Origin of the sequence: Novipirellula artificiosorum, from assembly GCF_007860135.1 — a bacterium.
Lineage (GTDB): Bacteria > Planctomycetota > Planctomycetia > Pirellulales > Pirellulaceae > Novipirellula_A > Novipirellula_A artificiosorum.
On the sequence record NZ_SJPV01000004.1, the window covers coordinates 410,048 to 434,858 of the forward strand.

At 54.4% G+C, this 24,811-nt stretch carries 23 protein-coding genes and 1 tRNA gene; 9 read left to right on the forward strand and 15 right to left on the reverse strand.

Annotated elements, in window-relative coordinates; genetic code table 11:
- Window positions 1–16: 16 nt before the first annotated feature.
- From Poly41_RS14055 to Poly41_RS14065, 3 genes are all read right to left on the reverse strand, one after another.
- Window positions 17–2,008 carry a hypothetical protein gene (locus Poly41_RS14055; RefSeq protein ID WP_146526839.1) on the reverse strand — a complete coding sequence of 664 codons (1,992 nt, stop codon included), beginning with the start codon at window positions 2,006–2,008 and terminating at the stop codon, window positions 17–19.
- Between the two features lie 373 nt (window positions 2,009–2,381).
- Window positions 2,382–2,609: a hypothetical protein gene (locus Poly41_RS14060; RefSeq protein WP_146526842.1), complete on the reverse strand. Its 228-nt coding sequence runs from the start codon at window positions 2,607–2,609 to the stop codon at window positions 2,382–2,384.
- A gap of 122 nt (window positions 2,610–2,731) precedes the next feature.
- Complete coding sequence (locus tag Poly41_RS14065; protein WP_146526844.1) at window positions 2,732–3,634, reverse strand: cysteine peptidase family C39 domain-containing protein; 903 nt, start codon at window positions 3,632–3,634, stop codon at window positions 2,732–2,734.
- A gap of 125 nt (window positions 3,635–3,759) precedes the next feature.
- Between Poly41_RS14065 and Poly41_RS14070 the strand changes: the two genes are divergently transcribed.
- Together Poly41_RS14070 and Poly41_RS14075 are read left to right on the forward strand one after the other, a co-directional pair.
- Window positions 3,760–5,064, forward strand: coding sequence for an NTP/NDP exchange transporter (locus Poly41_RS14070; RefSeq protein WP_146526845.1), 1,305 nt, complete (start codon window positions 3,760–3,762; stop codon window positions 5,062–5,064).
- On the forward strand, window positions 5,054–5,434 hold the full coding sequence (locus Poly41_RS14075; protein WP_146526847.1) for a hypothetical protein: 381 nt from the start codon (window positions 5,054–5,056) through the stop codon (window positions 5,432–5,434). The genes Poly41_RS14070 and Poly41_RS14075 overlap by 11 nt, the downstream gene beginning before the upstream one ends.
- Here the strand turns inward: Poly41_RS14075 and Poly41_RS14080 are convergent.
- Window positions 5,431–5,898: a hypothetical protein gene (locus Poly41_RS14080; RefSeq protein ID WP_146526849.1), complete on the reverse strand. Its 468-nt coding sequence runs from the start codon at window positions 5,896–5,898 to the stop codon at window positions 5,431–5,433. The two genes, Poly41_RS14075 and Poly41_RS14080, sit on opposite strands and share 4 nt — an antisense overlap.
- Before the next feature lie 399 nt (window positions 5,899–6,297).
- Between Poly41_RS14080 and Poly41_RS14085 the strand changes: the two genes are divergently transcribed.
- The 4 genes from Poly41_RS14085 to Poly41_RS14100 all read left to right on the forward strand — a co-directional run bounded on the left by Poly41_RS14085 (window position 6,298) and on the right by Poly41_RS14100 (window position 9,433).
- On the forward strand, window positions 6,298–7,314 hold the full coding sequence (locus Poly41_RS14085) for a PIN/TRAM domain-containing protein (RefSeq protein ID WP_146526851.1): 1,017 nt from the start codon (window positions 6,298–6,300) through the stop codon (window positions 7,312–7,314).
- Between the two features lie 140 nt (window positions 7,315–7,454).
- A complete protein-coding gene (locus Poly41_RS14090; RefSeq protein ID WP_146526853.1) occupies window positions 7,455–8,759 on the forward strand; it encodes a hypothetical protein in 1,305 nt (434 codons plus the stop codon).
- A 10-nt stretch (window positions 8,760–8,769) separates the two neighbouring features.
- Entirely contained in the window at window positions 8,770–9,294 is a 525-nt protein-coding gene (locus Poly41_RS14095; protein ID WP_146527155.1) for an O-acetyl-ADP-ribose deacetylase, read from the forward strand.
- Between the two features lie 65 nt (window positions 9,295–9,359).
- Window positions 9,360–9,433: transfer RNA gene (locus Poly41_RS14100), tRNA-Arg, on the forward strand.
- A gap of 273 nt (window positions 9,434–9,706) precedes the next feature.
- Here the strand turns inward: Poly41_RS14100 and Poly41_RS14105 are convergent.
- From Poly41_RS14105 to Poly41_RS14120, 4 genes are read right to left on the reverse strand one after another with little or no spacing between them, the layout of a single operon-like run.
- Window positions 9,707–10,129: a hypothetical protein gene (locus Poly41_RS14105; protein WP_146526855.1), complete on the reverse strand. Its 423-nt coding sequence runs from the start codon at window positions 10,127–10,129 to the stop codon at window positions 9,707–9,709.
- Window positions 10,126–11,676 (reverse strand): recombinase family protein, encoded by a 1,551-nt coding sequence (locus Poly41_RS14110; RefSeq protein ID WP_146526857.1) that lies wholly within the window; start codon window positions 11,674–11,676, stop codon window positions 10,126–10,128. Before Poly41_RS14110 ends, Poly41_RS14105 begins: the two co-directional genes overlap by 4 nt.
- Complete coding sequence (locus tag Poly41_RS14115) at window positions 11,673–12,173, reverse strand: DUF2924 domain-containing protein (RefSeq protein WP_146526859.1); 501 nt, start codon at window positions 12,171–12,173, stop codon at window positions 11,673–11,675. The genes Poly41_RS14110 and Poly41_RS14115 overlap by 4 nt, the downstream gene beginning before the upstream one ends.
- A complete protein-coding gene (locus Poly41_RS14120; RefSeq protein ID WP_146526861.1) occupies window positions 12,170–12,406 on the reverse strand; it encodes a hypothetical protein in 237 nt (78 codons plus the stop codon). The genes Poly41_RS14115 and Poly41_RS14120 overlap by 4 nt, the downstream gene beginning before the upstream one ends.
- Window positions 12,407–12,694: 288 nt before the next feature.
- Here Poly41_RS14120 and Poly41_RS14125 point away from each other — a divergent pair, with 288 nt between their 5' ends.
- Window positions 12,695–12,946 carry a hypothetical protein gene (locus tag Poly41_RS14125; RefSeq protein WP_146526863.1) on the forward strand — a complete coding sequence of 84 codons (252 nt, stop codon included), beginning with the start codon at window positions 12,695–12,697 and terminating at the stop codon, window positions 12,944–12,946.
- A gap of 98 nt (window positions 12,947–13,044) precedes the next feature.
- Window positions 13,045–13,209: a DUF4314 domain-containing protein gene (locus tag Poly41_RS35685; protein ID WP_390621426.1), complete on the forward strand. Its 165-nt coding sequence runs from the start codon at window positions 13,045–13,047 to the stop codon at window positions 13,207–13,209.
- On the opposite strand, the gene Poly41_RS14135 is transcribed toward Poly41_RS35685, so the two are convergent.
- The 4 genes from Poly41_RS14135 to Poly41_RS14150 form a co-directional block, all read right to left on the reverse strand.
- Window positions 13,133–13,624: a hypothetical protein gene (locus tag Poly41_RS14135; RefSeq protein ID WP_146526865.1), complete on the reverse strand. Its 492-nt coding sequence runs from the start codon at window positions 13,622–13,624 to the stop codon at window positions 13,133–13,135. The two genes, Poly41_RS35685 and Poly41_RS14135, sit on opposite strands and share 77 nt — an antisense overlap.
- Before the next feature lie 394 nt (window positions 13,625–14,018).
- Window positions 14,019–15,950 carry an AAA family ATPase gene (locus Poly41_RS14140; protein ID WP_146526867.1) on the reverse strand — a complete coding sequence of 644 codons (1,932 nt, stop codon included), beginning with the start codon at window positions 15,948–15,950 and terminating at the stop codon, window positions 14,019–14,021.
- On the reverse strand, window positions 15,937–16,182 hold the full coding sequence (locus Poly41_RS14145; RefSeq protein WP_146526869.1) for a hypothetical protein: 246 nt from the start codon (window positions 16,180–16,182) through the stop codon (window positions 15,937–15,939). Before Poly41_RS14145 ends, Poly41_RS14140 begins: the two co-directional genes overlap by 14 nt.
- 756 nt (window positions 16,183–16,938) lie before the next feature.
- Entirely contained in the window at window positions 16,939–18,618 is a 1,680-nt protein-coding gene (locus tag Poly41_RS14150) for an IS1634 family transposase (protein WP_146526871.1), read from the reverse strand.
- A gap of 1 nt (window position 18,619) precedes the next feature.
- Here Poly41_RS14150 and Poly41_RS14155 point away from each other — a divergent pair, with 1 nt between their 5' ends.
- The gene (locus tag Poly41_RS14155) at window positions 18,620–18,955 is read left to right on the forward strand and encodes a hypothetical protein (protein ID WP_146526873.1); all 336 of its coding nucleotides are present in this window, start codon (window positions 18,620–18,622) and stop codon (window positions 18,953–18,955) included.
- An 859-nt stretch (window positions 18,956–19,814) separates the two neighbouring features.
- Here the strand turns inward: Poly41_RS14155 and Poly41_RS14160 are convergent.
- The 3 genes from Poly41_RS14160 to Poly41_RS14170 all read right to left on the reverse strand — a co-directional run bounded on the left by Poly41_RS14160 (window position 19,815) and on the right by Poly41_RS14170 (window position 24,693).
- The gene (locus tag Poly41_RS14160; protein WP_146526874.1) at window positions 19,815–22,346 is read right to left on the reverse strand and encodes a serine hydrolase; all 2,532 of its coding nucleotides are present in this window, start codon (window positions 22,344–22,346) and stop codon (window positions 19,815–19,817) included.
- 269 nt (window positions 22,347–22,615) lie between these two features.
- Entirely contained in the window at window positions 22,616–24,016 is a 1,401-nt protein-coding gene (locus tag Poly41_RS14165; protein ID WP_197231324.1) for a FecR domain-containing protein, read from the reverse strand.
- Window positions 24,013–24,693 (reverse strand): RNA polymerase sigma factor, encoded by a 681-nt coding sequence (locus Poly41_RS14170; RefSeq protein ID WP_146526878.1) that lies wholly within the window; start codon window positions 24,691–24,693, stop codon window positions 24,013–24,015. Before Poly41_RS14170 ends, Poly41_RS14165 begins: the two co-directional genes overlap by 4 nt.
- Window positions 24,694–24,811: the final 118 nt, after the last annotated feature.

Below are 24,811 nucleotides of genomic sequence, written 5' to 3' on the forward strand. Positions count from 1 at the left end.
CCCGTGGGGCGGACCTCTAAACACGGCGAATAAAATCAGCGGCGTAGCTGCGCACTTCGGTACCATTGAGAACGTGCACCATTCGAAGTTGTTGCACTTGTTCGTCGCTAAACGAGCTGAGCGGTACATGCACCAACCGTTTGCGGTGGCGTTTGGCGAGTCGCTGCCAGCCGGTTCCGGGCGGCAATGCCGACAGCAACGCAATTTCTCGTCCTCGCGAGTGCAAACAGGCCGCTGCAATTAAGCGTTCTTCAAGCGTCTCGGCATAATCGAGTTGTGGATCGATCCAGACATCGGGAATCATCGTTGGCGGGTACAAAAATAAGGCACCGCCATAAATGCCAAGCCCGATTCCGGGCCCGACGAGCTCCTCTTGAAAATTCGTGGCAAAGAAAGCGAGCGTCGATTCGTCCTTGTGCTCAGCAAACCAGGTGGTTCGCCAAGGATATTCGCGAGGATCTGCGGGGGAATCGAACATCATCACACAAGCATCCAGATCGCCACGACTTGGCGGCACCACCTTCACGTAGATCTGCTTCTCATACCAATGTCGAAGCGTATCGCGTATGTCGATACCATCCTTCACACTCGTCGTGAACTTCTCCGTCCGAGCCAGGTCGTTGCCAATGATTGCGCGAGCGCGATCGAAAACACGCGTCCGAAAATTCTCAATACGCTCATCCTCGGGCGGATAACTGCACTGGCTGTGTGGGTTCCAACGGTACTTCCAACGATCCGTTTCGAATTGGTTGGGCCGCCGTTGCAACTGAATGGTCTGCCACGTGATGGGTGGCCCCGGTAACCGGCTCACCAACTCCACCGTCTCTCCGTCTGGCAATCGACATTGATCGATCCCCAATTTGACTTCTGGCAAGGGATCAAGTAGGGCCGTATTGTGATCGGCAAAAAAATACTCGTTCGCGGTTTCAGCAACGTGCAGCGCAAACTGGTCACCAAGAATTTGTTTGGTTGCCGTAACAATCGTGATCAGATCCGGAGTCATCCGTCGATGGATGAGCGAAAGGTTGCGGATGTAGGTCAAGCACTTGGAAAGCAGCAGCGGCGTCACACGGCGAGCACGATTGCCCAGTTCCGAGCGATAGCGAACTCGCGATGCAATCAATAACTCTTTGACGCCGTCGATTTGCAAATCATCGTCTTCATCCAGCTCGGCCCTTGCCCGCTCGTAAAGCCCCGTGATGTAAGGCAATTCACCAAACAAGAAAGTCAAGCTGCGATTCTCCACCGCAAATCGCTCGGTCGGTTGAACATGATCGTGCTCCGGCAGGACGCGATCCCTAGCCCATGGCTCTGCAACGGGCTCGTTCTCGGCTTTGGTTTGCTGGGTATAGGCTTCGCGGATCCACGGCCAATGGAGCACGCTGCATACACACAAGATCCGCTGGTGTTGCGATTCAAGTTCGCGAAGTTGACTTGCCATATGAACGATACGCTGCTGAGTTTGCTCATCCACAGGTCGCGTGATGCTGGGCAACAAAGCAGCCGCAAACATCTCAGGTGAGACATGCCGCACGGCGAAAGGGTCTGGCATCACCGTCGAATAGGGATAGAACGGATCCGTTTCGAGATCAATGTAGACACGTGGCAGATGCTCGCCCATTGCTGCGCGGATTGCCATGATGACCGGCTGGCAGGGGTCAATCGGAACGAAACTGGTCGGCGGTGTCTCCAACTCGTCGTCGTCCCCTTCGTCCACCTCCTCTCCCCAATCGGGTTGAGACCAATCCGAACGAAACGCCCCCGAATCGAATCGCGGCGTCGGCGGTTGCAAAACGATCGACGGCCGGGGCAATTCCAACACGGCCGCTTCAACCGGTTCCCGAAACGATTCGGGAAGCGGCACGGCGAGGCAGTCAAAGGAGTGATCAAGAAACCATCGGCGCACGGTCAACGCGAATTGGCCGCTGCCATGGATCACTGGCAACACGGAAATCCGATCACCGATTCTGAGCAGGGGTGGCGTATTGTCCGGGGCAAGAAAATTCAAGAAAAGCACTCTTTTCTAGCGAACTAAAAAGAATTAAAATCGTAGTCGTCACGCTCCCAGGTCGGCATTATTGCCAGGATTCCCTTCGTCGCGGGCGATTGCTCGAATCGCGAAGACTGGCCCCGACCTTTGACACCTCCTGTTTTTCATTCGTTCGGAAGCAAATGTTATCCTCAAAGACGCAGGTCCCGATTGGGATCTGCGTTTTTTTCGTTCCCGGCGCAGTTTTCGTCCTCGGCGCAGGCGGCAGCCCCCCATTGCGGCCAATCGTCAGCCAGGACCGTAGCAAGACCCGGAAATCTCAACGAACTCTCACCACGCGATGGCGAGGAATGCCTCCACTATACAATAAGAACGGAGGGACGTCGTCACTTCAACGACGTACCCGTTTTCGCCAGTAGCTGACGCCCATTTCGCTGACTGATATCCCGTCGAGGCAGACTTCGATTTTTCCGGCGCCGTCAACGACCTGTTTCAATTGTTTTGCGGCCGCCTCGCCGCTGGAAGCGTCAACCGCCTGAGCGGAAAGCACGTCTCCAGCATCCGAAAGCTGGCGGATTTCGTATTTTTTTGTCGTGGTGGGTGTGGTTTCGAGGTTCAAACCTTCTCCTTGGAATCGGTGATTGTGATGCGAGGCGCCCCGTAGGGGCCTTCCGCTTGCATCCTCCAGCAAACGGCATCACAGCCGCTCCTGTCAACAGCAACCTCACACAAAAAATATCGTCAATCGGTGACCAAGCGTATGGCATCGCCATGCCATAGGACGTTCAAGTCCGCGGCACTCCATAGCTCCGCCCCCACCGCTGGATCGCCAATCGCGTAGTGCCCTTCCTCGTTTCGCCCCAAAATCACCACCGTATGTCCCAATCCAGGTACCCAACCCCACTCGGTCACATAAGTGGACTCACGGAAACCGGCCTCCGGAAGTTTGACCATGATCAACAGCGGCCAAGCATGGTTTTTTTCAAGCTCATCCATGGACATCAAGACGGCTTGAGCGTCTCGACCCTGTTGATTCGCGATCCGCTTGACGCCTCGATAAAGCCCCAATGTGGGCGTCCCACTCGCATCCGTCAAACAGAGTGGGATCAGAGCCGCCTCGGTAGCCTCGATACCCGAAAAACGGAAAAAGGTCGAGGCAGCAGCGGGGCTGCAGGTAGCCCAAGAGGTCTGGCGAGTGATCCCCCGCACAACCTTGTGCCCGGCGGGCAAAGTCGGGCGTAGCCAAATGCCGAGAAACGGCCAAAGTACCGCGGCAAGGCAAGCAAGCCCCAAAAGACCCGCGAGCGTGGCTCGCCGCCATAGCGGGGTATTTGGCAAGCGAAACACCCATCCTGTGGCAGCAGCGGCAAACAACGGCGTCAAGTTCGACCAAGCAATCACGGCCGAATCGGGGATCCATCGCGCCCAATACAATCGACCTGCTGCATAAAAGAGGAATGCAAACATCGCCGAGACGGCGATCGTAAGGGCAAGAATGGTTGATTGGCCGCTGCGTGGGTACCCTTTCCATCCGCAAACGGTTGCCAGTCCAACCGACGCGGCAGCCATGGTCGTCGTGGCAATCATCAAGTCAGCCATGGCATCGATTGCGATAGAAAGTGAATTGGGTACCCGTCGAGTCATCAGCATGGTACCGTCATGCTCGACGATTTGCAATTTGCCAAGCTCTGACGCAACGGATCGAATCCATTAGCTCACCGCAAAAAAAACCTACGACGCACGCTCCGTCTTCTGACGACACTGGTTGGATGTCGAGAATCGAGTCGCGCGAATTCGCGTGTGTCGGTTGGGCGTTTGCATGGTTCTTTTTTGTTCTGCTGAGCTATTTCGCGATTCGTCCGATTCGTGAAACCATGGGGATCGAGGGTGGCACCCAGCAGCTACCGCACCTGTTTCTGATCACTTTCCTCGCCATGCTGGTCACCGTTCCGATCTATTCGCTGCTGGTGATTCGATTACCGCGACGTTGGCTTGTTCGAGTCGTTTACCATTTTTTTGCCATCTGCTTGTTGGTCTTTTGGGCTCTGCTCCAAGTCAAATCTTCCTTGGTGAGTGTATGGACCGCCCGAGTGATTTTTGTTTGGGTCAACGTGTTCGCGTTGTTCGCGACAAGCGTTTTCTGGAGCGTGCTGGCAGACTTGTTCACCAGCGAACAGGCCAAACGATTGTTCGGATTGATTGCTGCGGGCGGTACGGCGGGGGCCATCGCGGGATCCTTGTTCACGGCGCTGCTGGCTCGCCAATTCTCGACAAGCACTCTGCTGTTGGTTCCAGCCGTTTTATTGGAGGTGGGTTTGGTGTGTGCGTGGAAGCTGGAATTGAATTCAGCCAAATTGCATTCGACCAAAACAAACACCGGTTCGGTCCCATCGCCCCCCACAATCCAATCCGCGTCTGTGGCGACCTCCGACTCCCCTACCGGTGGCGGATTATGGACCGGGATCGTGCAAGTCGTTCAATCGCCTTACCTGGCCTCGATTTGCTTGTTTCTCTTTTTTGTCCAATTGCTCGGCACGCAACTCTATCTGCAACAAGCCAACATTGTGAACCAAGCAATCGAATCGACCGCCGATCGAATTCGATTGTTCGCGTCGCTCGATCTCGGCGTTCAGCTGTTGACCTTGCTCGTGCAAACCGTTCTGACCGGCGCCGTCCTGCGCCGGTTCGGAATCAGCGTTGCACTAGCGATCTTACCGATTGTTTATGGCATCGGTTTTATGGTTTTGGCGAATACGCAATCGCTCGATGCATTGGTCATGCTCGTCATCGCGACACGAGCAAGCGGGTATGGAATCACCGTCCCGGCACGAGAGGTTCTGTTCACGGTGGTCAATCGCGAGCAGAAATACAAATCGAAGAACTTCATTGACACCGTCGTCCTCCGTGGAGGCGATGCAATCGCAGCACAGGTTTTTCGTGGGCTTCAAGCGATCGGCGTCAGCATGACGGCATTGAATTGGTACGCGTTGCCCGTGACCGCAATCTGGTTCGTGGGCGCTTGGCGACTGGGTCAACGGCAGGAAAGACTGGCAACGAAAAAAAATGAATCGTGAAGAATCGACCTCCGTTCCGCATCTGCATGCGTTAGGCAAAATGACGGTGTTTTACATTCCGTCGCATAAACTTGACGACCCGCGATTTGACCTCGACGGATTGACTGCGCGAACCGCGATCCATCGGTTTCTGATGAATCGCTACCGAGCGTACACGCAGACGCCAACACCCGTCAAAGGCTACTGGACCAACGAAGCCAACGAGATGGTCCACGATGTGATGGAACGCTTCGAGGTTTCCTTCAATTTTGAACCCGATTTCGATCGGCTGATTGAATTCCTCGTTGATCTCTGCGAGCGTCTGCAGGAAGATGCAATCTACGTGACGCGAGGAGACCGGAGCTTTCTGGTCTCGCGAAAAACCGTCTAATCCTTCGTCGGACCGAACATTGTTGCCGTCCACACCAAGTTGCCTGACTTGAGCGTAGCCGACGGAGGGTTGATTTCCACCACTTCGATTCCGTCGTTCTTTTCCCCTACGGCTAACGCGGATGTCGTCTCGTTCATTCTCACGATCACTTTCGCTTGCCCGAGATTCGCGAAGCCGAGGATTGCGACGTGAGTCGCCTTGGTGACGCTCAACTCAGGCTTGGCGGTCACCAATGGCTCGTCGCCCGGAAATCGAAAGGGGTCCTCCCGTTCCGGATACTTTGGCTTGAAGCTGGCCTGAACGACAACAGGTTCCGCTGGATTTATCGCTGGTGCGGAGCTCATTGACGACTTCGATGCGATGCCCGTGAGTCGTTCGAGCTGTTCCGATTCAACCGAGCAACCGCAACTCAACACGACGAACAGCACCAACATGCCTGCCCGGAATCGAAGGTTATTCATCATGGAATCGCGTGCGTGGGAGTGGAAGGTGTCGCCACCAGGATCGAGAACGTCCCTGGAAGCTTAGGTCGAGGTGTCGTGCGAAGGTCGACTTCCTCCACCAATTTGCCACTTCGAGATCGCCCGGTTGACCCCATTTTGACGTTTCTAACGGTTCTCGCGTCTGCGTTTCCCTTGCGCACCCTCAATCAAAGCAGAAACCAGGTCACCTCGACAAACCGATCCTGAATTGGGAACGTAGCGGACCCATGGGGAACGTCAGAACGCGAACCATGAAGAAATCGTGCGTTTTTCGATATCCCCTTGGGGCCTACCGCATTGCTCACTTAAACTGTTTCTTGAAGAACGCCCTGAACCCTCAGTCCGTATCCGTCACGACCAACTACCCATGGTGCCCAGCCAATGGCCCTGATTATCCTTCGATGCGTTTTCTTGCTCTGTGCGGGAGGCGTGTCCACATTCCTGATTTCGACCCTTTCGCAGGGATCTGTCGAAACACCCACTGCAACGCCTTACCTGATCTTTATCGGTATCATGTCACTCGCGGCGATTGTGATCGTGACCGACATTTTTCTACCTCGCAAGAGAATCGACACCCTTTCCGCGATCTACTTTGGTGTCTTGATCGGGGTGCTGTTGACGTACATCATGTGGATTGCGGTCGCCCCGCTGATCGACCAATCGTTCAACGGTCGCGGGCTCCAGTTGGTCATCGGCATGTTGATGTGCTACATCTGCACCAGCTTGCTGCTACAGACCAAGGATGACTTCCGCTTTCTGATTCCCTATGTGGAATTTGTCCGTGAAGTCAAGGGTTTCAAGCCGCTTGTTCTCGACACAAGTGTTGTGATCGATGGGCGAATCGCAGATTTGGTCGGGACCGGCGTGTTTGACAATCAATTGATCATGCCGCGATTCGCCCTCACAGAACTACAAGCGATCGCCGACAGCGGTGACAAGCTCCGCCGGACTCGTGGACGCCGTGGACTCGATGTTCTCAACCGAATGCGAGCGGATCAGAACGTCGATTTGATTATCTTCGATCGCGAACTTCCCGAACTCGCCGGCCAGACAGTCGATCTGAAGCTAGTGTTGCTAGCAAAACATCTCGACGGCAAAGTCGTGACGGGTGACTTCAACCTGAACAAAGTAGCTAAGCTACATAACGTGCCGGTAATCAATTTGAACGAGATCAGCAACTCGCTTCGTCCGGTTTTCTTGCCAGATGAAACGTTCCATATCAAAGTGATCAAGGCGGGCGAAGGTGCAGAGCAAGGCATTGGCTATCTCGACGACGGAACGATGGTCGTGATCGAAGGGGCTCGACATCGTATCGGCCAGGACTTGGATGTCCGTGTGACCAGCACGCTTCAGACCAATGCAGGCAAAATGATCTTTGCCAAATATGAAGCACGCTGATCGTCGATGAGATGGAGGGGGCCTTCATAAAGCGTTCAATCGCGGGTGCATTTTGCTCGGATTGACGCAGATCGGTCGAAACTGGTATGCCAGCGGACATGTGCCAAGGAATACCGAAACGACTTTTGCGAGTAACGGGGTTGCTCGCGCTCATTGCGGTCGGCGGCGTCGCCAAAGGGGACGATCCACCGATGCTTCGGATCGTCGCAGCGCAAACCAATTTTGATTCCTCGCTGGATTTTGGCGAAGAAAGACAGTCTCATGCGGATGTGCGAATCGACGCGGCGCCTTCCCACCTTAATCCGCCGGAATCTCGCCCAGCCGGCGCAGATGCCGACCTGAAGGGCAACGAGGCTCTCGTCTCGGAACCCAAGTCCGTCCCAAGCGCCACGACGGAATGCGTGCTACTTCGCAATGGAAACGTGCTTCGCGGTACGGCATCTCAATTTGGACAATTCGTGGTGATTCAGCGTGAGGGCGGAGCGACCATCCAGCTTTCGCGAAAAGAGGTTGCCTGTTGGGCGAGTTCCATTCAAGATTTGTATCAGTATCGAGTCGACCAACGAGCCGATTCGACCCCCGAATCCCGAATCGCAGACATCAAGTGGTGTTTGCAGCACGACTTGTTTGACTTCGCTGCAGCGGATTTGGTTGAGATCTACGCGGTTGCACCGAATCATCCCGAAGCGAAACGTCTGGAGGAGCGGTTGCGCCGAGCGGCCGATGCCAACGCAGCAGCCGATGCCAACGCTGACTCAGGAACAAGTCATAAGTCAACGACGATTCCTGCAGCATCCGACACGCTTCAACGTGAACCTACCGACGCAGAACGGACAATCGCCGAATCTCCCCAACAAATTCGAGACTTCGCTCGATACGTCCAGCCCCTGCTGATCAACCGCTGCGGGCAATGTCATTCGTACACATCCGACCAAGCTTGGCGAATGGTAACGCCTGCGCTAGGCAGTCCTGCTACTGCTCGTATGACAAGGCAGAACCTGCTGTCGACGCTCGCGTTCCTGGACCTCCAATCGCCTGCCGACAGCGAACTGCTGCTCAAAGCAGAAACACCGCATGGCAACGAGTCCGTCAAGTTCGATACACGCCGTGATCTGGCCGCAAACACCCTACGTCGCTGGATCACAGCGATGGAAAGAACTGCTTTGACCAAGGAAAAGGAGCCTGCCGACACCCCTTTTGCGGGACGATCTTTTGCCCCATCATTGGAGTTTCCGGTTGGAGAGGCCTTCAACGAACAAGATGCTGGCGACTCGTTGATGCAATCGCAAACCCCTTCGGCTGCGTCTCGCGTGGGGCTCCCGTCTGCCGGGCAACGATCAACCACATCACGCCCCACACGTCTACCGGCGATCGACAACCCATTCGATCCTGACCTGTTTAACCGGAAATACGTGCGTGAAGATCCGAAAGGAACGCCCCGCTGAAGACACGATCATGCTGAAGACCCAAATCGAAGTTCAGCGAAACGACATCACCAAGCTTTCAGTCGATGCGATTGTCAATGCAGCGAACGAAACAATGCTAGGTGGGGGAGGTGTCGATGGAGCGATCCACCGAGCCGCAGGCCCAGCGTTGCTGCAAGCCTGCCAAGCGTTCCCTCAAAAAAAACCGGGCGTCCGATGCCTCACCGGAAAAGCCTGTATCACGAATGGATTCAAGCTGCCGGCGAAGTATATCATTCACACGGTGGGCCCGATTTGGAATGGAGGCAGCTACCGGGAGCGAGAGTTACTCGCCTCTTGTTATCGCCAATCAATCGTATTGGCGGATGCCCTCGGCGTCTCCTCCATTGCATTTCCTGCCATCAGCTGCGGGATCTACGGTTTTCCGCTCGACCAAGCCGCCGAAGTATCCGTCCGAACCCTTCGCGAAGCAACCTCATCAAACAGCGGTATTGGCACCGTCATTCTGGTGGCATTCGATGAATCCGTTGCGGCAGCCTGGAGCCAGTACGTTTGATCGATTCTTCTCAATTAAACCACTAGTCGAGAGAAAAAGCAGCCACTACACTACGTCTCAACTAAGCACCCGTAGCTCAACTGGATAGAGCATCGGTCTTCGGAACCGAGGGTTGGGGGTTCGAATCCCTCCGGGTGTACTCTTCACGATCTGCGGAATTGGCCCTACCGGCCAGTTCGCTCTTCGAGAGTCCTTCTTCGGCCAGTCTGGCCGGTCAATAAACGCCGTGTTTGGGGCGTTTTTCAAGTTTCGGTGTTTTGCCCGAAACCTCTCTTTCGAACTAGGCCGTCCCAGTTTCGCATGAGTTGCGTCCGTCTCAACGGTATTTTCTCTGCGAACTATCGCGCTCTCTGTTCACAAAGTGGCTGCTTGTTACCACGCCGTTTGCTTCCGACCCACCGAACCAGACGATTCATGTTCGGTCTGGGTTAACAGGTTGAGAGTCCTTGATCGTTCGCCACATTTTGCGTTGCTTTTTCCAGTCGAGCGTTTTGGCGATGGGACGGATGTCGGCTTCTTTAATCGGGTCGCGGCCTTTGACGGTATTGGGCAGGAACAGGATTTCTTCTTGGATGTCGGGGGCGAGATTGTCCATCCACATGATTTGCGTCATGCGGGTCGTGGAGATTTGGCCGTAATGGGCCAGTTCGCTTTGGTTGATGATCGTGCCGTCCTGAATCAATCGGTGACAGCGATGGGCCAAGGCAAGCAGTCGCGTGATGCGTGGGACTCGGCCGGTAGGCTTGCTGGGAGCGACACCGTTTTGCATTTGTTTGCGGCCGTCGCGTTTTTGGGCGACGTGGAACTTTCGATTGATGGTGAGGGATTCACTCATTGGGCAGTCTCCAGAGGTTGTTGAAGAAGGCTTTTCAGACCGGTCGGGTGGAAGGTGATGGCGACGTTGCCGCCGGCGCCGTCGAAGTTGACTGTGTCGACCAGTAGCGAAACGACGCGGACTTGTTCTCTTGGCGGGAGTGCGTCCCAGACTTCGTCGAAGTCTGCCAAGACTCTTTGAATGTCGGATTGGTCAATTTCCTGAGTCGCCAGCGCGGATTCTTCATCTGCGATCGCTTTCAAGCGTTGGTCAGCCGTTTGGATTCGTTGTTGGATCTCTGACAAGCCTGAGATGTTGCCTGCGATGTGCGTGTTGGCAGCGATCGCCTGCAGCTTGGAATGGTCATTGCGGATTTGGCGATCGAGGGCTTTGCGTTCGTCTCGCAGTAGCTCCTTAGCGATTTGGCTTCGTGATTGAACCTCCGCGGCGGTGTGGGCCAGCATCACAGGATCGCTGCCGATCGTTCTGATTTGCTCGACGACGAAGCGTTCGATTTCGCCGGCGGGCACCGAGGGCGACGGGCATTCCGACCATCCTTTTTGCATCGCCGTCCCGCAGACGTAGTAACGGTACCGCTTGTTACCCTTGCTGCTGTAGGAATGCGTCATCGGGCGGCCACAGGCTTTGCACTGCAGCAAGCCCTTGAGCAAAGCGTTGTGCTTGTTGCGAACCGTCGTGCCGCCAGCTTTGCCGTTGTTGGTCAAACGGTTTTGAACGCGGTTGAACAACTCGACGGGCACAAAGCCGACATGCTCACCTTCGTGCACTTCGTCCTTGTACTTAATCTTGCCAATGTAGGTGACATTGGTCAGCAGCTTGTACAGAGCGTTTCGCGTGAACTCGCGTCCGCCACGATGGTCGCCCTTCTTGGTGATCCAACGTTTTGTTGTCCAGCCTCTTCGGTTGATCTCGCGAATCGTCGGCAGCAGCGATTGGTATTCCAGATACAGCTCAAAGATCTGACGAACACGGGTCGCTTCGATTTCGTCAACGATCAGCTTCTTGTGCTCGACGGTGTATCCGAGAAGTGGCATTCCGCCGGACCATTTTCCGCGCCGGCGCGATGCGGCCACTTTGTCACGAATCCGCTCGCTGATCATTTCCCGCTCGAACTGGGCGAACGAAAGCAGAACGTTCAAGACGAGTCGGCCCATGGAGGTCGATGTATTGAATTGCTGCGTCACGCTGACGAACGAAACTTGATGCGAATCGAACGTCTCGATGATGCGGGTGAAGTCGAGCAGCGAGCGGCTAAGTCGATCCACTTTGTAAACAATCACGCAGTCGATCCTGCCGGCTTCGATGTCGGTGAGCAGGCGTTTCAATGCCGGTCGCTCCATGTTCCCACCGGTGAAACCGCCGTCGTCGTACGTTTGAGTGATGACTTCCCAGCCCTCGTGTTTTTGCGAAGCCACGTAGGCTTCAGCCGAATCTCGTTGGGCGTCAAGCGAATTGAATTCTTGTTCGAGTCCTTCTTCGGTACTCTTGCGAGTGTAGATCGCGCAACGGACGACCTTCGCGGGTTCGGTTCGTTTAGACGTTTTCATTGGCCAGCCTCCTTGCAGTTGAGATTGAAGAATTTGTTGCCGCTCCAATGCGATCCAGTGATCTTCTTGGCGACGGCACTGAGCGATTTGTAGAACTCGCCTTCGTACTCAAAACCGTTTGCCAGTACACGAACCCGGAGTTCTTGCCCCTTGTAGACGCGGGTAATCAAGGTGCCCGGCAACGGCCGGCCTGGTGACGTCGCGTGGGCACACGGCACGACCTTGGTTCGTTTGTCGGCGTCGGCCGGCAGGCTGCGTTGTCGCGGCGCAGTGACACGCAAATCGGCTCCGCCGGCCAGTTCGCGTGACCGAGCGATCGCTCGGTCCGACAACCCGCCTTCATCGATCGACTGCATCCGCCAAATGATTCGGCGGACCAACCAATTGCGATTAGCGGCCTTGGTGTTTTCGCCGGTGACTTCCGCGAAACGTTCGCGAAGTTCACCAACGGTCATCTTTCGCAGCGTGGCGACTTCCTTGGTGACATTCAATGTCATTTGCTTTCTCCCTTGTTTTGTTTGTGAGACTCAGAGATCGAACCCGAGTCCACACAGATCCCTGAGTTCGCAAACGAGTCAAGCCGATCGTTGGCAACTTCGGAAAAGATCTCGGACTTCGCCAAGAATCGGCCTTGTTTCTGCAAAGCGATGATCGCGTCGGCCAAGCAGACGGCGACCTGGCGTGTGCGGTCACATTCACGCACATCGTCTGGTTTTGTTTTGGTGAGCATCCAATGTCCTGGTATCTCGTGGTGGAAAGACACAGGGATCGTTGGATCGGTAGATGGTTGGCTCGGTGGTTGGTTGGCGGTGTCGGCCCCCACGTTGCGTTGTGTCGCAAGTTTTTGTCTTCGCCGGGAAGTTGGCCCAGTTCCGCTTTGTTGCGTCAACGGGCGAAATTTCGACCAGCAAACTGCGGCCGATTCATAGTGATTCTTGCTTGATCTGATTCAGATGTCATGGTTCATTGGTAGCGACCTGCGAGTTACACAAAAAACGATACTTGTATGGAGAAAAACGTGACTGAAGAAAGCCGCAACGCTACCGAAACCCTTCGCCGAATCTTTCGCGACATGGACCCGGCGAAGGCCCAAGAGATTCGTCAGTGCTACTACGCGGTGATGGACAATTTGCGTCCCTTGGCGGACTTGCTCGAGATCGAAGACCTCAACACAGGCGACGAGCCTGGTGGAATCCTGATTCACGAGCACCTGCTGGCGATCACTGCCTTCGATGCAATGAGCCGAAGTCAGCTCGGTGCTGTTCTGTAGGCAGCAGGTAAATACAACGAATGAAGTCGAGAACATGATCGGAGGTCGACGAATTGAACAATGAATTAATGATTGGAGATCGCATTCGCCTAATCTCCATGCCCAACGATCCAGACCCAATTCCAGTTGGCACCGCCGGAACCGTGGCCGGCATCTATCCTCAACGAGGCTGGATGCAAATCGACGTCAATTGGGACAATGGTCGTTCATTGATGCTTTCGATTCCGGATGACTGTGTGGAACGACTTCCTCGGGGCGAATAGCAACTTGAGGCACGATTGCAGCCCATTGCTCTAATTGAACTGCGAGCTCCGCGCCCCAGTGCGTCTTTCTTAGCCCCAAGCAAATCGCGTCGATATCAGCTTGAACGCTGAGTTTCTCAATCGCTTGGCGGAGCAATGTGATGCTGGGAATGACGTAGGTGGTTCGGTCGCGATGCGGCTCCGTTAGTCGTCGCAGCAATCCCTGTCGCTCCATATCACGGGCAGCGCGAACGAGCTGCATTTTTCGGCTTGGGCCCTGCGTGGCCGACCAGTACTCCGGCGTGAACGGGATCCCACGATTCCGCATGCCATCCAGCCATGAGCTGCTAATCCCGACCGCGCTGACATCGATTTCAGCAAAGACCTCGATCTCGGCAAGCAGCCGCGAAGCCAGTTGAAAGTGTTTCGGATGCATCTACTTTTCCAAAAGTCGGACAACGTGTTCCAGGAAACAAACTGAGGTTAGGTAGGCCGCTGATTCGGGTGCCCTTGCTTGAAGCCTCGCGCCGGGAGGACCCGTTCGATATCTGTGTGTTGTGTGTGTTGCGCGCGCGCACACACAGCACAGGGGCGTGTGTGCAACACGCCCTGGGGGTACTAGGGGGTGTGCGCGCAACACACACAGACCTGATCTCTGTGTGCTGAGCGCGCACAAGACGCTGTGCGCGCGGCACACAGAACTGGCAAGATCTCTGTCTGTGCGCGCGCGAAAAACGCGCGTTCGCAGCACACAGAAAACGCTCTTCTTCTGTCTGTGCGCACACAATAAAACGTGTTCGCAGCACGCAGAAGGCCGGCGTATCCCATTCTCATGCCTCCTCCGTGGGCTGAGGAACGGAAGCGAGGCTGACAGGCTTGTTCGCTCCAAACGTCCACCGGTAGATCAATCCTTGCTCCTCGGCATCGGATTGAAGGTCTTTGATGATGCGAATAGGGATGCGGGCTTTCGAAGCCGCATTGCGCACTTGCGTCATCCGCTGGGGTTCTTCCGTGACAAATTCTTCAGCAAACTTCTCGGCCGTCCATCTCTCTTTTTCCTTGTCTTCTGGCTTGGTTCGCCTGGCTGGCCGTTCCATTTTCAATTCCGACGGGTCAAGAAGCTCATCGGAAAGCCAGACAGGGAACTCCCAACGTAGGACCTTCGGTTCGATCGGCGGCCACGATCGCACTGCGGCATCCACCACCACGCAGCCTGGCTCCTGATGGTGTCGTAGTACCAAGTGTGCGTCCGTCGCCCGTGACTGACTTCCGGCTCCGGCACCCACGTCGGTTACCGACTTGCCGGATTGGTTGCCTTTGCTGGCGTGATGGACCAGCACAAACGAACAACCCAGATCAGCCGAATAACGGTCAATCAGGTTGTAGATATCCGTCAGGTTCCCGTTGCTGTTCTCATCGGTGTCCTTGGGCAAGAATCGATAGAACGCATCCATGACAATGATCTTGAAGAATCCCGGCTGGATCCCATCGAAGTACCCTCGCAGTGTTTGAAAATCCAGCAATCGACCTCGCAAGTTGTCAACGAAAACCGTTTGTGCGATGTCCGATACGCTGACACCGCGAGCTTCGGCAACTTTCGGGATTCGATTGGCCGACGTTTCGGCGTGCAATTCGTTATCCAGCAATAACGCGTTACCCTGATGCGTTGGATACGCGTCTAGCCAGTTCCGCCCCGTGCCAACCGCGATCGCCAAATCGGTGACGAGCCATGATTTGCCAAGTTTCGGCGGCGCGATCACGTTCATCGTTTCGCCTTGACGGAGCAACCCATCGATCACGGGAGTCCTGAGTGTTGGGTATCGCTCAATAAGATCGCCAACGGGCAGGCATCGCGGCCCGCTTTCCTCAGCACCGAGATCCGACGAACTCGCATGCCCGGGACGGACGGCCAGGCCGCGTTGGCAACGCTTCTCAGCGTCACGAATGCGTCGCACGATTGCCTCATCGTTCCATCGCTGTGGAAATGGAACATGAACCGCGTATCGGCCGATGCACTCGAGCGCTTCGGTATCACTGAGATCGTGCTCGACGCAGCGGCAGCATGCCGCGAACAACCGATGCGAGCCGTCCCTGTGGTCAGGAACATCCATCGCGAGCATCGACGCGAGGCAATCCGCGAAACGTCGTTCGTCGTTCGTGTTTTTGTCACGCGCGGTCCAAGGTTGCGTTCCATTCCGTTGAGGCCACAACCAATGGCAGATGGCGACCAAGTCCCGCTGTCGCACTTCGATGCTTCGCGGAGATCCGGCCAAGTGGTTTCCTGTCACCGTAAAAAAGCGTTTGGAATCATAGACCTCGACTTTTCCTCTTCCCGTGGGGCCGAATCCATCTTTGCGACAGTTCGCGTACGCTGGCTTATCACCTTCGAGAAACATCTTCAGACCGCGACCCGACGGAGAAACCTCCGTGTAGGTCTTCAATCCTTCCACGATGTCGCCCCCCCAGATCAGTTCGCCGTCCTCATTGAGACAGTCGTCCAGATCTACGCCCGCGAATGGATCGTCTTCGCCGAAAACGAAACCGAGTCCCGACCATTCGGCGTGTTTGGCGAAAGACAGATGCGCTTCCTCGAACGAGCACCACGTTGCCGGATCGGTTGAGCTTGCAAGCTGTCCGTCGCGCGCGTTGACAGGGAGTTTGGTCGATCGACCGTTCTGCGGGACTGTTTTCCAGGCGACCCAATGATCGAATTCCTTCAGTCGTGGCGGGATATTGGATACGGGATACTCAGACACATCCATGTTTCGATTCCTCCAATCCGTCAGAGTGCTTTCGATGGCGTCGGTCGGCTTCCATGCGGGCCAATTCGCTTTCGATTCGCTGGAACGCGGCGTCCGAGAAGACGCGGGCGTGCCCGGCCCAGCCGATAGGCTGGATATTGCGAGACCGGATGATGTACTCGACGCGATGAACTTTGGTCTGCAACCGCCTGGCGATTTCGCCGACGGTCAGAAGCAACGGTGGCTGCAACATAGATTTCCTCGCTTTCTGCCAAAACTTCACGCCGTCAGCCGTGGCCATGAGCGGATACGGCGCAAACGTGAAGTCACGAAGGTGTGGGGACCAAAGACAGCCGCGGATCAATACCCAAATGGGGTCACGCGACAGTCACAAAAGAGGCTCGTTGGCGTCGGGCCGATCGAGCGCTGGCTCAGCAGGTGGAGCGGTTGGTCGTTAGATGGTTAGCTGGGTGATCAGACAACGCCACAGTGTCAGATTTCGCGGACGCAGGATTATGCCGTTCAATACCCGTTTGTCAAATTTGTTGTGGCAAGCCACTTCAACTTGCACCAGAGCCGCCTTTGAGACGGCAAAACACGGGAAAATCCGTGACCGAAGCAAGTTGGATCCAGCTGGCCGTCTCGTCAAATGTTGAAATGAATTCAATAGTCGGCAACATTCAATTCGGCAGTGAATCGTCGGGAACCATGGGCTTTTCGAAGATCACGTTTGGGAATCTCGACCGCTGGCAAAACAGCGTACAAAAATATTCGCAGAATTCGAAAAGTTTCGAGTGCTTGGCTTGGTCGATGCGAGCGGCAAGATCGAAAAGCAATCGCCTCCTCTATCTATCTACAGACCTACGCGAAATGGTCGCGACCTGTAGGCGGAAATCGCAAGATTCACGAAAAAACTCTTCTCCTGAAAACTATTAACCCACATTCCGCACTTCGTGCGTGGCTAGTCTTGATTTTACTGGGCTGGAGTACGTCCATGCTATCGCCACTGCTACTGATACGCGGAAATTGACACGCCTAAGAGGTTCAACACTTGCTTCTGTTCCCGTGTGAGGTTCGACGGAAAGATGATCGATTCACCGTTGGCCTCCACTTCATATCGTTCGACCTCACGAAACAGCCTGACTATGTCAAAGATCGTTGGCGATTGGCAGGGTCGCTTCTCTGGATAAATCGAAAGAGATTTCAGCTTCTCCTTTTTCATTTCTTGACGAACCGTTCGCTCGATCAAGCTGGACACCATCAGCGCCATCACGTGGATGTGTAGAAAGGCTACGACTCGCTCTGACTTCTTAAGATAGACTGGAGCGATCTGCTGATACGTTTTGAGCTGGCTGAAGCGCTTCTCGATGAACGGCTGAAATTTGTAGATCTCCAAAACCTTCCTGGCAGAATAACTCTCACGATCCAGATTGGTCAGCAGAGGGAAGACACCATCCACTTTTTCTTCCGCCTTCACCGAGTCCTCATCCACGCCAAAACTGAGCGTATAAACTTGCTTCCAAGTCAACTCGCCTGGGCTGTCTTTTTTGGGACGTCCCTTGCATTGATGCTTCCGCTTGTATTGGCGCGTTGCATCGATTTTGTACCAGATTAACTTTTCGCAGTGACAGGCTTTCAGGATGCTTTCAATTCGCTGAACAATCTGTTGTCGTTGCTTGAGGTTGTAAGTGTTGATTTGGGTTTGAAGCGATTGTAAATCCGCCTTGGCTCGCTGCATCTGCTCTCGACGTGTGTCTTCGTCTTGTTCCGCCTTTTGCGTGCTGCGAATCCAATGCAACTGATATCCCTGTGATGTCGTTTGATTGCCTTGTGCGACAAAGTAGCGATCTCGCTTGGAATCTGGCTTGCGATTGTTTTGACGCGACAAAATGAACTTCCACTGAATCTTCCCGCGACGAACCTGATCGCGAAATTTTGTATCCTCCTTCCACGTCCTGGGCATCACGGTGACGAACCGACCACCCCACACGGAGAGCTTTTGCAGGTTCTCTTCGGTGGCGAGTTTGCAGTCGGCTACATAAATAAAATCTGTTTGTTGCAAAAGTTTTTGCAAGGCTTTGTGATTGGCCGGATGAAGGCGATCGTCGGTCTGATTGCCGTCGTAGATCCGATGCGAAATCGGTACGGCGCCGTCGGCAGTAACGTTGAGTCCCAGTACGAGTTGTTTCAAGTCAGGTCGATGGTCTTTGTTGTGACCGCGTGTCAGCAACTCATTGGCGTTCCATCCACCGTACCTCCCCGCAAACGTTACGCTGGTGGTGTCATGATGAATCTGGGAGCAATCCAGATCAAAAAGTTTGATCGCCCGCAAAGCCAATCGAAAGAAGATGTCCTTGTGCCTGGAATCATAGAACCTGGCCAGCGCGCGTCCGACTCGATCGTCTTGGATCATCTTTGCCTCTTCAGGGCGGAGCCCCAGTTTCTCAGCGTCCAAAGGCCTCAACCAATCCTGCATTTCGTAGAGAGCCTGCGGGGTGGTGAGAATGTTGTGGATCAACAGCCCCAAGGCTTTGTCATCATCGAGCGTCATTCGTCGATCAGTCCGCATATAGGTGCCAATCGTTTCATGAATTCGCAATCGATCGATGAAGTGCTCGATGATCGGATGTGCTCCCAATACGAACTTCTTTAGTGACGAATCACTTTTCAGGCCGGGTTGTATTTGCATCGTGCTGATCCTTTTGTTTCTTGCCACGCATCGTCATGTAACTTGCGTGTTGTTTGCAAGTGAAGATCCGATGAGACAAAAAGACAAGGTCGAAAGGTTTCCTGCAATATTTTTCTGGCAGCTTGCAGAAGAACCGAAAAACTCGGAAATCAATTTTCCAAAGCAATCGTCGCACTGCCATCGTCAAACCAATACGTTGGGTGGAGTTTTGGGGCCTTGGGAAAGTTCCGATGCTGTCTTCGCAGACAGGCGAGATTTCGAAGAATTGAAAACCCAGGAAAGAAAACTACGGGGACACCTAGGACACTTGCCTGAAGACAAACGCCCGCAACAATAGCAGCGATTGACAAGGAACCGATTGAATGTTGCCTCGTCCGCAGAATCTGTGGGTAGCATTCTTTGTAGAAGAGCGACCGAGCCTGCGACATACTGCGTTTCTAACGAAAACACCCTTCACGAAAGTCGCAGCCAGTTTAGATGCCTTGTGAGTTCGTTCAGTGTGGTGGATTTTGGAGGCATTTCTCCTGCGTCCAATGGGCGAAAAAAGGAACCCTCGACGAGTTGAATCTCGCCGAGGGTTGGCCGCACCATTGGCGCGCTATCGACCGAGATATCCCTTCCCAAGTTGCGCGGTCCGCATTGCTTGGGTCCGTTTTTCCTGGCGTCGGAGATGATATCGCAAATCACCAGCAACCGCAAAATCATTGGACGCAGGAGCCCATGCCTGGAAAAATCCACCATACTGGATTCATCATGTTGGACGCCGGTATGGTCGCTGATGCAAGTGAGGAACTGATTAAAAACGAGTGAAGCCACCCACTGTTTCCGCGGAAAAACCTGAATGTTGAGAGCCGAGTTAACGTTGCTCGATCCTCGTTGTGAATTGTTTAACTCGATCTAGGAACCTGGCGCATTTCGGCCGGAAGTGCCATTACGTGAAGATCAACAAGAAGGGGCAGGACGCTGTACTTGTACGAGTTGACGAGCCTCATCGATCACCTGCTAGAAAAATCAACAATGACCAAGACCAACCTGCGGAATGTGGGTATTAATGCCAAACAAAGACAACTTGGTTGGAAAATCACCAATAAAGGCGCCATTCCTCCAATCATGATGAAAAGCAGGGCGAATAAATTACTGCCTGACACACGGCAATCCGAACCCACAAGGCACCGGGACCGCGAATCGGACTACGACTAATCAACAGTCAAATGCAGCTCCGTGTAGATGGAACGAAACGCATATGCAGCAACCCCGTGGTTGGACGGAATGTGCTGGCGAATAAAGACCTGAAACAGATTTAGTTCTGGGACAAGTCGGAAGTCGGTGCTCGCGTATCCGCCCCAGGAATATTCCTGCACCTGGCGACGTTGTTCTCCTTCGCCGACTTCGATGTCGTTGATGGCAAAGCCTAGCCCGAAACGAAAGTCACCTTGGACTTCGTTGAGCTGATCCGTGTACATCAACTGCAAAGTATCAGGTTTCAGGATCTTGGCTTCGCCTCGTTTTCCACCACTGACCAACATCTCACAGAACTTGGCGTAGTCGTTCGATGTTGAAACAAGACCGCCGCCGCCAGAGAGAAACTTGAAGCCGGTCGCAAAATCGCTATTCGTCGATTTGTCCAGAATTGCTAATCGACCGCCCACCTTTGTATGGCAACTCCCGAAGCGGGCTTTCGCGTCAGGCCGTACTTGAAAGGCTGTGTCATTCATTTCAAGTGGCGCAAGAACTGCCTCTTCGAGATACTGATCCAATGATTTCCCTGACCATACCTCGATGAGACGTCCCAGTAGATCGGAACTGAACCCATAGGTAAAACGTTCACCGGGATGATGGTGTGCAGGGATGGTGGCTAGGCGATCTGCGGCTTCTTTAATCGACATGTCTGGAGGCAACATGCCGGCCGGCGGCCGGTATTTCAAACCGGCCTCGCGATAACGCCTTTCGAGCTCTTCTTTCCCATTGCCGCCGTATGCATAGCCCGTTGTGTGACGAAACACATCTCTTACGGTCATCGGTCGCTTGGGGGCGATCGCCATTTTCGCTGTGCTGTCCCAGACCGTTGCTTGACTGAAAGCGGGAATGAATTTGGCAACGGGATCATCCAGCTGATACTTGCCTTTTTCAAACAGCGTCATCGCGGCAACCGATGTGATCGGTTTGGTCATCGAGTAGATACGCACCACGGTGTCACCTTGCAGTGGTTCGCCCGTCTCGATGTCGCGGACTCCAGCGGAGTGCGAGTGAATCACCTCGCCACTACGAACGACCAGATGACTTGCCCCCGCGGCTTTCCCGGATTCCACTGCACGCTCGACAAGCGACTTCGCTTCGTGAAATGCGGCATCAGACGCTTTCGCGGACACCGGTTCCGTGAGGCAATAGACTTTGGAAGCAGTTCGGATCAGAAGTTTGTCGCCGGAAACTGCGGGGCAAGCGATACACAACTCGTCGAGCGAGTTCGTTTCGACCAATTCATACTCCGGGCCTACGCTCAACACGTAGGTGTCGCCATCCTCGCTCAAGCAAAAGAGTTTTCCGTTGTAAGACCAGGGGGATGCGGTGAACGAGGCTCCCTTGGGAAATCGGCGTTTGCCAAATACCTCTTTACCAGTCTTGGCATCATGACAAGTTATGAAGCCTTGGTCGTAGACTGTGTAGAGGAAATCGTCGACGACAATCTGACTCGTGTTATAGGGAGACACTTTCGGCTGGTACCACTCGATGAACGGGCTATCGGCAAACTCACCTTGCTTGGCAATGTTGCCTTCTCCGCCGGGCTTGATAGCAAACGTCGGTCGATGGCTATCCCCGGCGTATCCCGATGCAAGGTAGACCATTCCATGGGCTGAGAAAGGCGACGGGATCACCAGGGACGACATTTGACCGTCGAATTCCCATAGCAATTCACCGCTGAGGGAATAGCTGCGATTGCGTTTGAGTCCGGGAACAACGATCTCTGTACGAAGTTCGTTTTTCCATACCAAGGGCGTTGCCCAAGATCGCGTTTCATCCCGCTGCTTTCGCCAATTCTGTTCGCCCGTCTTGGCATCGAACGCGGCGATCCAGGATCCTTCAAGATTGTCATAGACAACAAAGACCTGTCCCTCATGCACGACAGGTGACGCTGCAGCACCGTAGTCCATGAAGGTCTTCTTGGGTTCGATCGCTTGCTCCCAAAGCAGCTCCCCCGTGAGCGAAAAACAAAACAAGCCAACATCGCCAAATAGGACGTACAGGCGCTCTCCATCTGTGGTTGGTGTTTCAGCTGCATAGGTGCTCTTCGGATGCCGTGGCACCGTGGGTTGGCCTCGATGGGCCTCGCGTCGCCAAAGCTCCGCTCCGGTTTTTAGATCAAAACAGAGCACGAGCCAGTGATGAATTCCCTTAGAGGGTTCTCGTACGCCTTGACCAAGATAGAGTCCCTTGTTGGGTTCACGCGCTTCCCCGTCGGATACGACCGTGGTCACGAACACCCTGTCGCCCCAAACAACTGGTGACGCCCATCCCCATCCGGGAACATCCGCAACCCAAGCTACGTTTTCGTTCTTGCTCCACTTACTTGGAAGTGCTGGATTGTCCGCTGCGACGCCACGCCCGTCAGGTCCACGGAATCGCGGCCAGTTGTCAGCTGCCGATGCAGTCGCGAAAGAAAAAAAGACTACAAAAAGCGCGAGTATCGATCTTGTGCTGGTATTCACTCTTAGCGCGTTATTCGATGTCATGTGCATCACTCAGATTGGGCAGAGCGATTTGGCTTGAGCGTGAAGCTACTGCTTCCAGATCATTCCCAATGCCCAGAGTATTCCTAGAACAATCAGAATGATACCAACTAGTTGATAGAAGCGATGGACGGCGTCTCCTTCGCCCAACGCAATTCGTGATCTCGCCACGAGCAGGCGATAGACAATGAACTCCGTCTTCAAAGTTCCGCATACCAGCATAAATATGCCGATGGCGGACATGAGTGTTCCCCAGAGAATCTGCATGCACCTTACCTCTGAGACTGGTTCGTTTCGTGGATTCCTGCAGTCAACTCAACCGCGCTGATTCGCAGTCCTGATGGAGTCTCGGAATGCGTGAAGCTCCAAACTCCGTTGACAAACAGGCCTTCTGGCGACGGCGCTAGTTTGTCTTTGAATGCGGCAACGGAAGGGTCGAGCTCGAAGTCGGGAAGATCGGCGCTGGCCACAAAATTTCCTGAAGCGTCTCGCTCGACGATGCACTTAGCGCGAAACTTTCCTGCGTAGTCTCCCTTCCCGTAGGCGACTTCAATCCCGAAATAGATGTCGGTCTCAACTTCCGTCTTTCCATGAATCTCAAAGTGCGAATCGGCATTCAATTGCACCGGAGTTGCGTCATCGTTGCGGACTCCTAGACCTAGCAAGTAAAGGACTACGTGAGGAGCTTGCTTCGGGTTGTAGGCTACGGCCCTCAATAAGGGAGGATCCGTGTCAGTTGCAGCCAACCATTTGCCGAAGGTTTCGTCGGGCCCTTGATCGATGCGACTTTTCCACTGATGGACGACGCCCGTTATCTGCCTGCGTTCTAATTCCTGGTCGGCTGCGGCAATTACCCGGTGGTTGGCGGGTACATCGATCTCTTTGCCATCACTCGTTCGTGCCACGCGCACTGTGCCTTCTCGAACACTGACGGAAGTGGCTGGCAGGTCTGCCTCAACGTCGAAACTAGTACCTAGTACCGTCAGTGTGGCCGTGCGCGTTTGAATGACCATTGGCTTGCCGTCTGGTTGCGGAGAAACATCGGCAGACATGCGACCTTCGCGCAGCCGTAGCCGTTTCTGCCCATCGTCGCTGAACGTCAACATGGACGCGCCCGAGATGGTTACCTCAGAGCCGTCGTTGAATCGCAGCTCGAACCAAGAGTCTGGGGATAGCCCCTCGATTGTTCCGCCGGTGAGTTCTGATCCGACAGAGATCTCGCGCAAGATATCCCCCCGGTCACCCGTCCAAATCATGGATCCGGTTAATCCAGTAATCTTGGCGACAGGATCTGGCTCCACAGACGTATCCTTGGAATTCGCAACCTTCAACTTGGTCTGTGAAGTAAACAGCAGCGCCGAGAGCATCAAAATGGCGACGGCGGCGATCGCCAGCATCGCACGTAGAAAATGAATGGATCGACCTTGTCGCGTTTCCAACTGTCCGGCAATCGAGGCATCGAAAGTACGGGATTCGTCGTTGCCTCCGGTACGGAGCACCTCCGCCAATTCCGTTTCCCATGATGCCCGCTGGATGAAATCTTTTCGCAAGCTCGGGTCGCTATCGAGAAACTCGGCCAGTCGCTCCATCTCGGATTCGCTGAGTTCTCCAAACAAGTGGCGATCGACCAAGTCATCCCAATCACTGTCTTTGCGATGGCTGTTTTCGTTCATTGTGCCGTTCTCAATCGAGTTTCGACGCATTCACGGACTTGTTTTTTGACTCGAAACAGTGCCTTGCGAACCGCTTCGATTGACATGGAGAGTCGCTTTCCAATCTGAGGATAGCCAAGTTCATCAATGAACCTCGCCTCCAGGACGCGTTTTCCGCGATCGGAGATCTGCCCGATGCACCGCGCAAGGGCATCCCGCCTGAGTTCTCGTTCATGCGACGTACGGGAGCTCTGAAACTCGGAAAAAGCCGCGTCGATCGCGTCATCAAGCACCCTTTGCGCTAAAGTGCGTTCACGCTGATGCCGCTGCTTGGCTCTCAGAACTTCAATGCGAACGATCGAACGGCACCACGCCAAAACGGCCGTTCCTTCCTCGAATTGATCGTGCTTTGCAACCACAACCAGCATGGCTTCCTGAACGGCATCCTCTGCCGCCGCGTAGTTGCCCAGCAGCGCCCTCGCGTAGGTCACGAGTTCTTCCCGACATTCGAATGCCGACCTCAATATGCGGTCGCGACGCTCTTCTTCTGCCGACGTCTGATGACTTTCTCTTGCTGCGTCCAATGTTTCTGATTCGTTTGCCAGAGTACTTGAGCACAAGGTTTCAACGAGCTGCCGACGAAGGCCCAAGTTCGTTGCCTGGTGAATTACCGCGCGGTATCCCCATTTCGTGGACATGATTTTCAGGAATCTACGAATCTTGCGTCAATGTCGCCCTTCCAGGCAATCTGACGGATTCCGGATCGAACGGTTGGTTTGGTGCCCTTTACCCGCCCGCTCGCTACGTTTTCGGTTT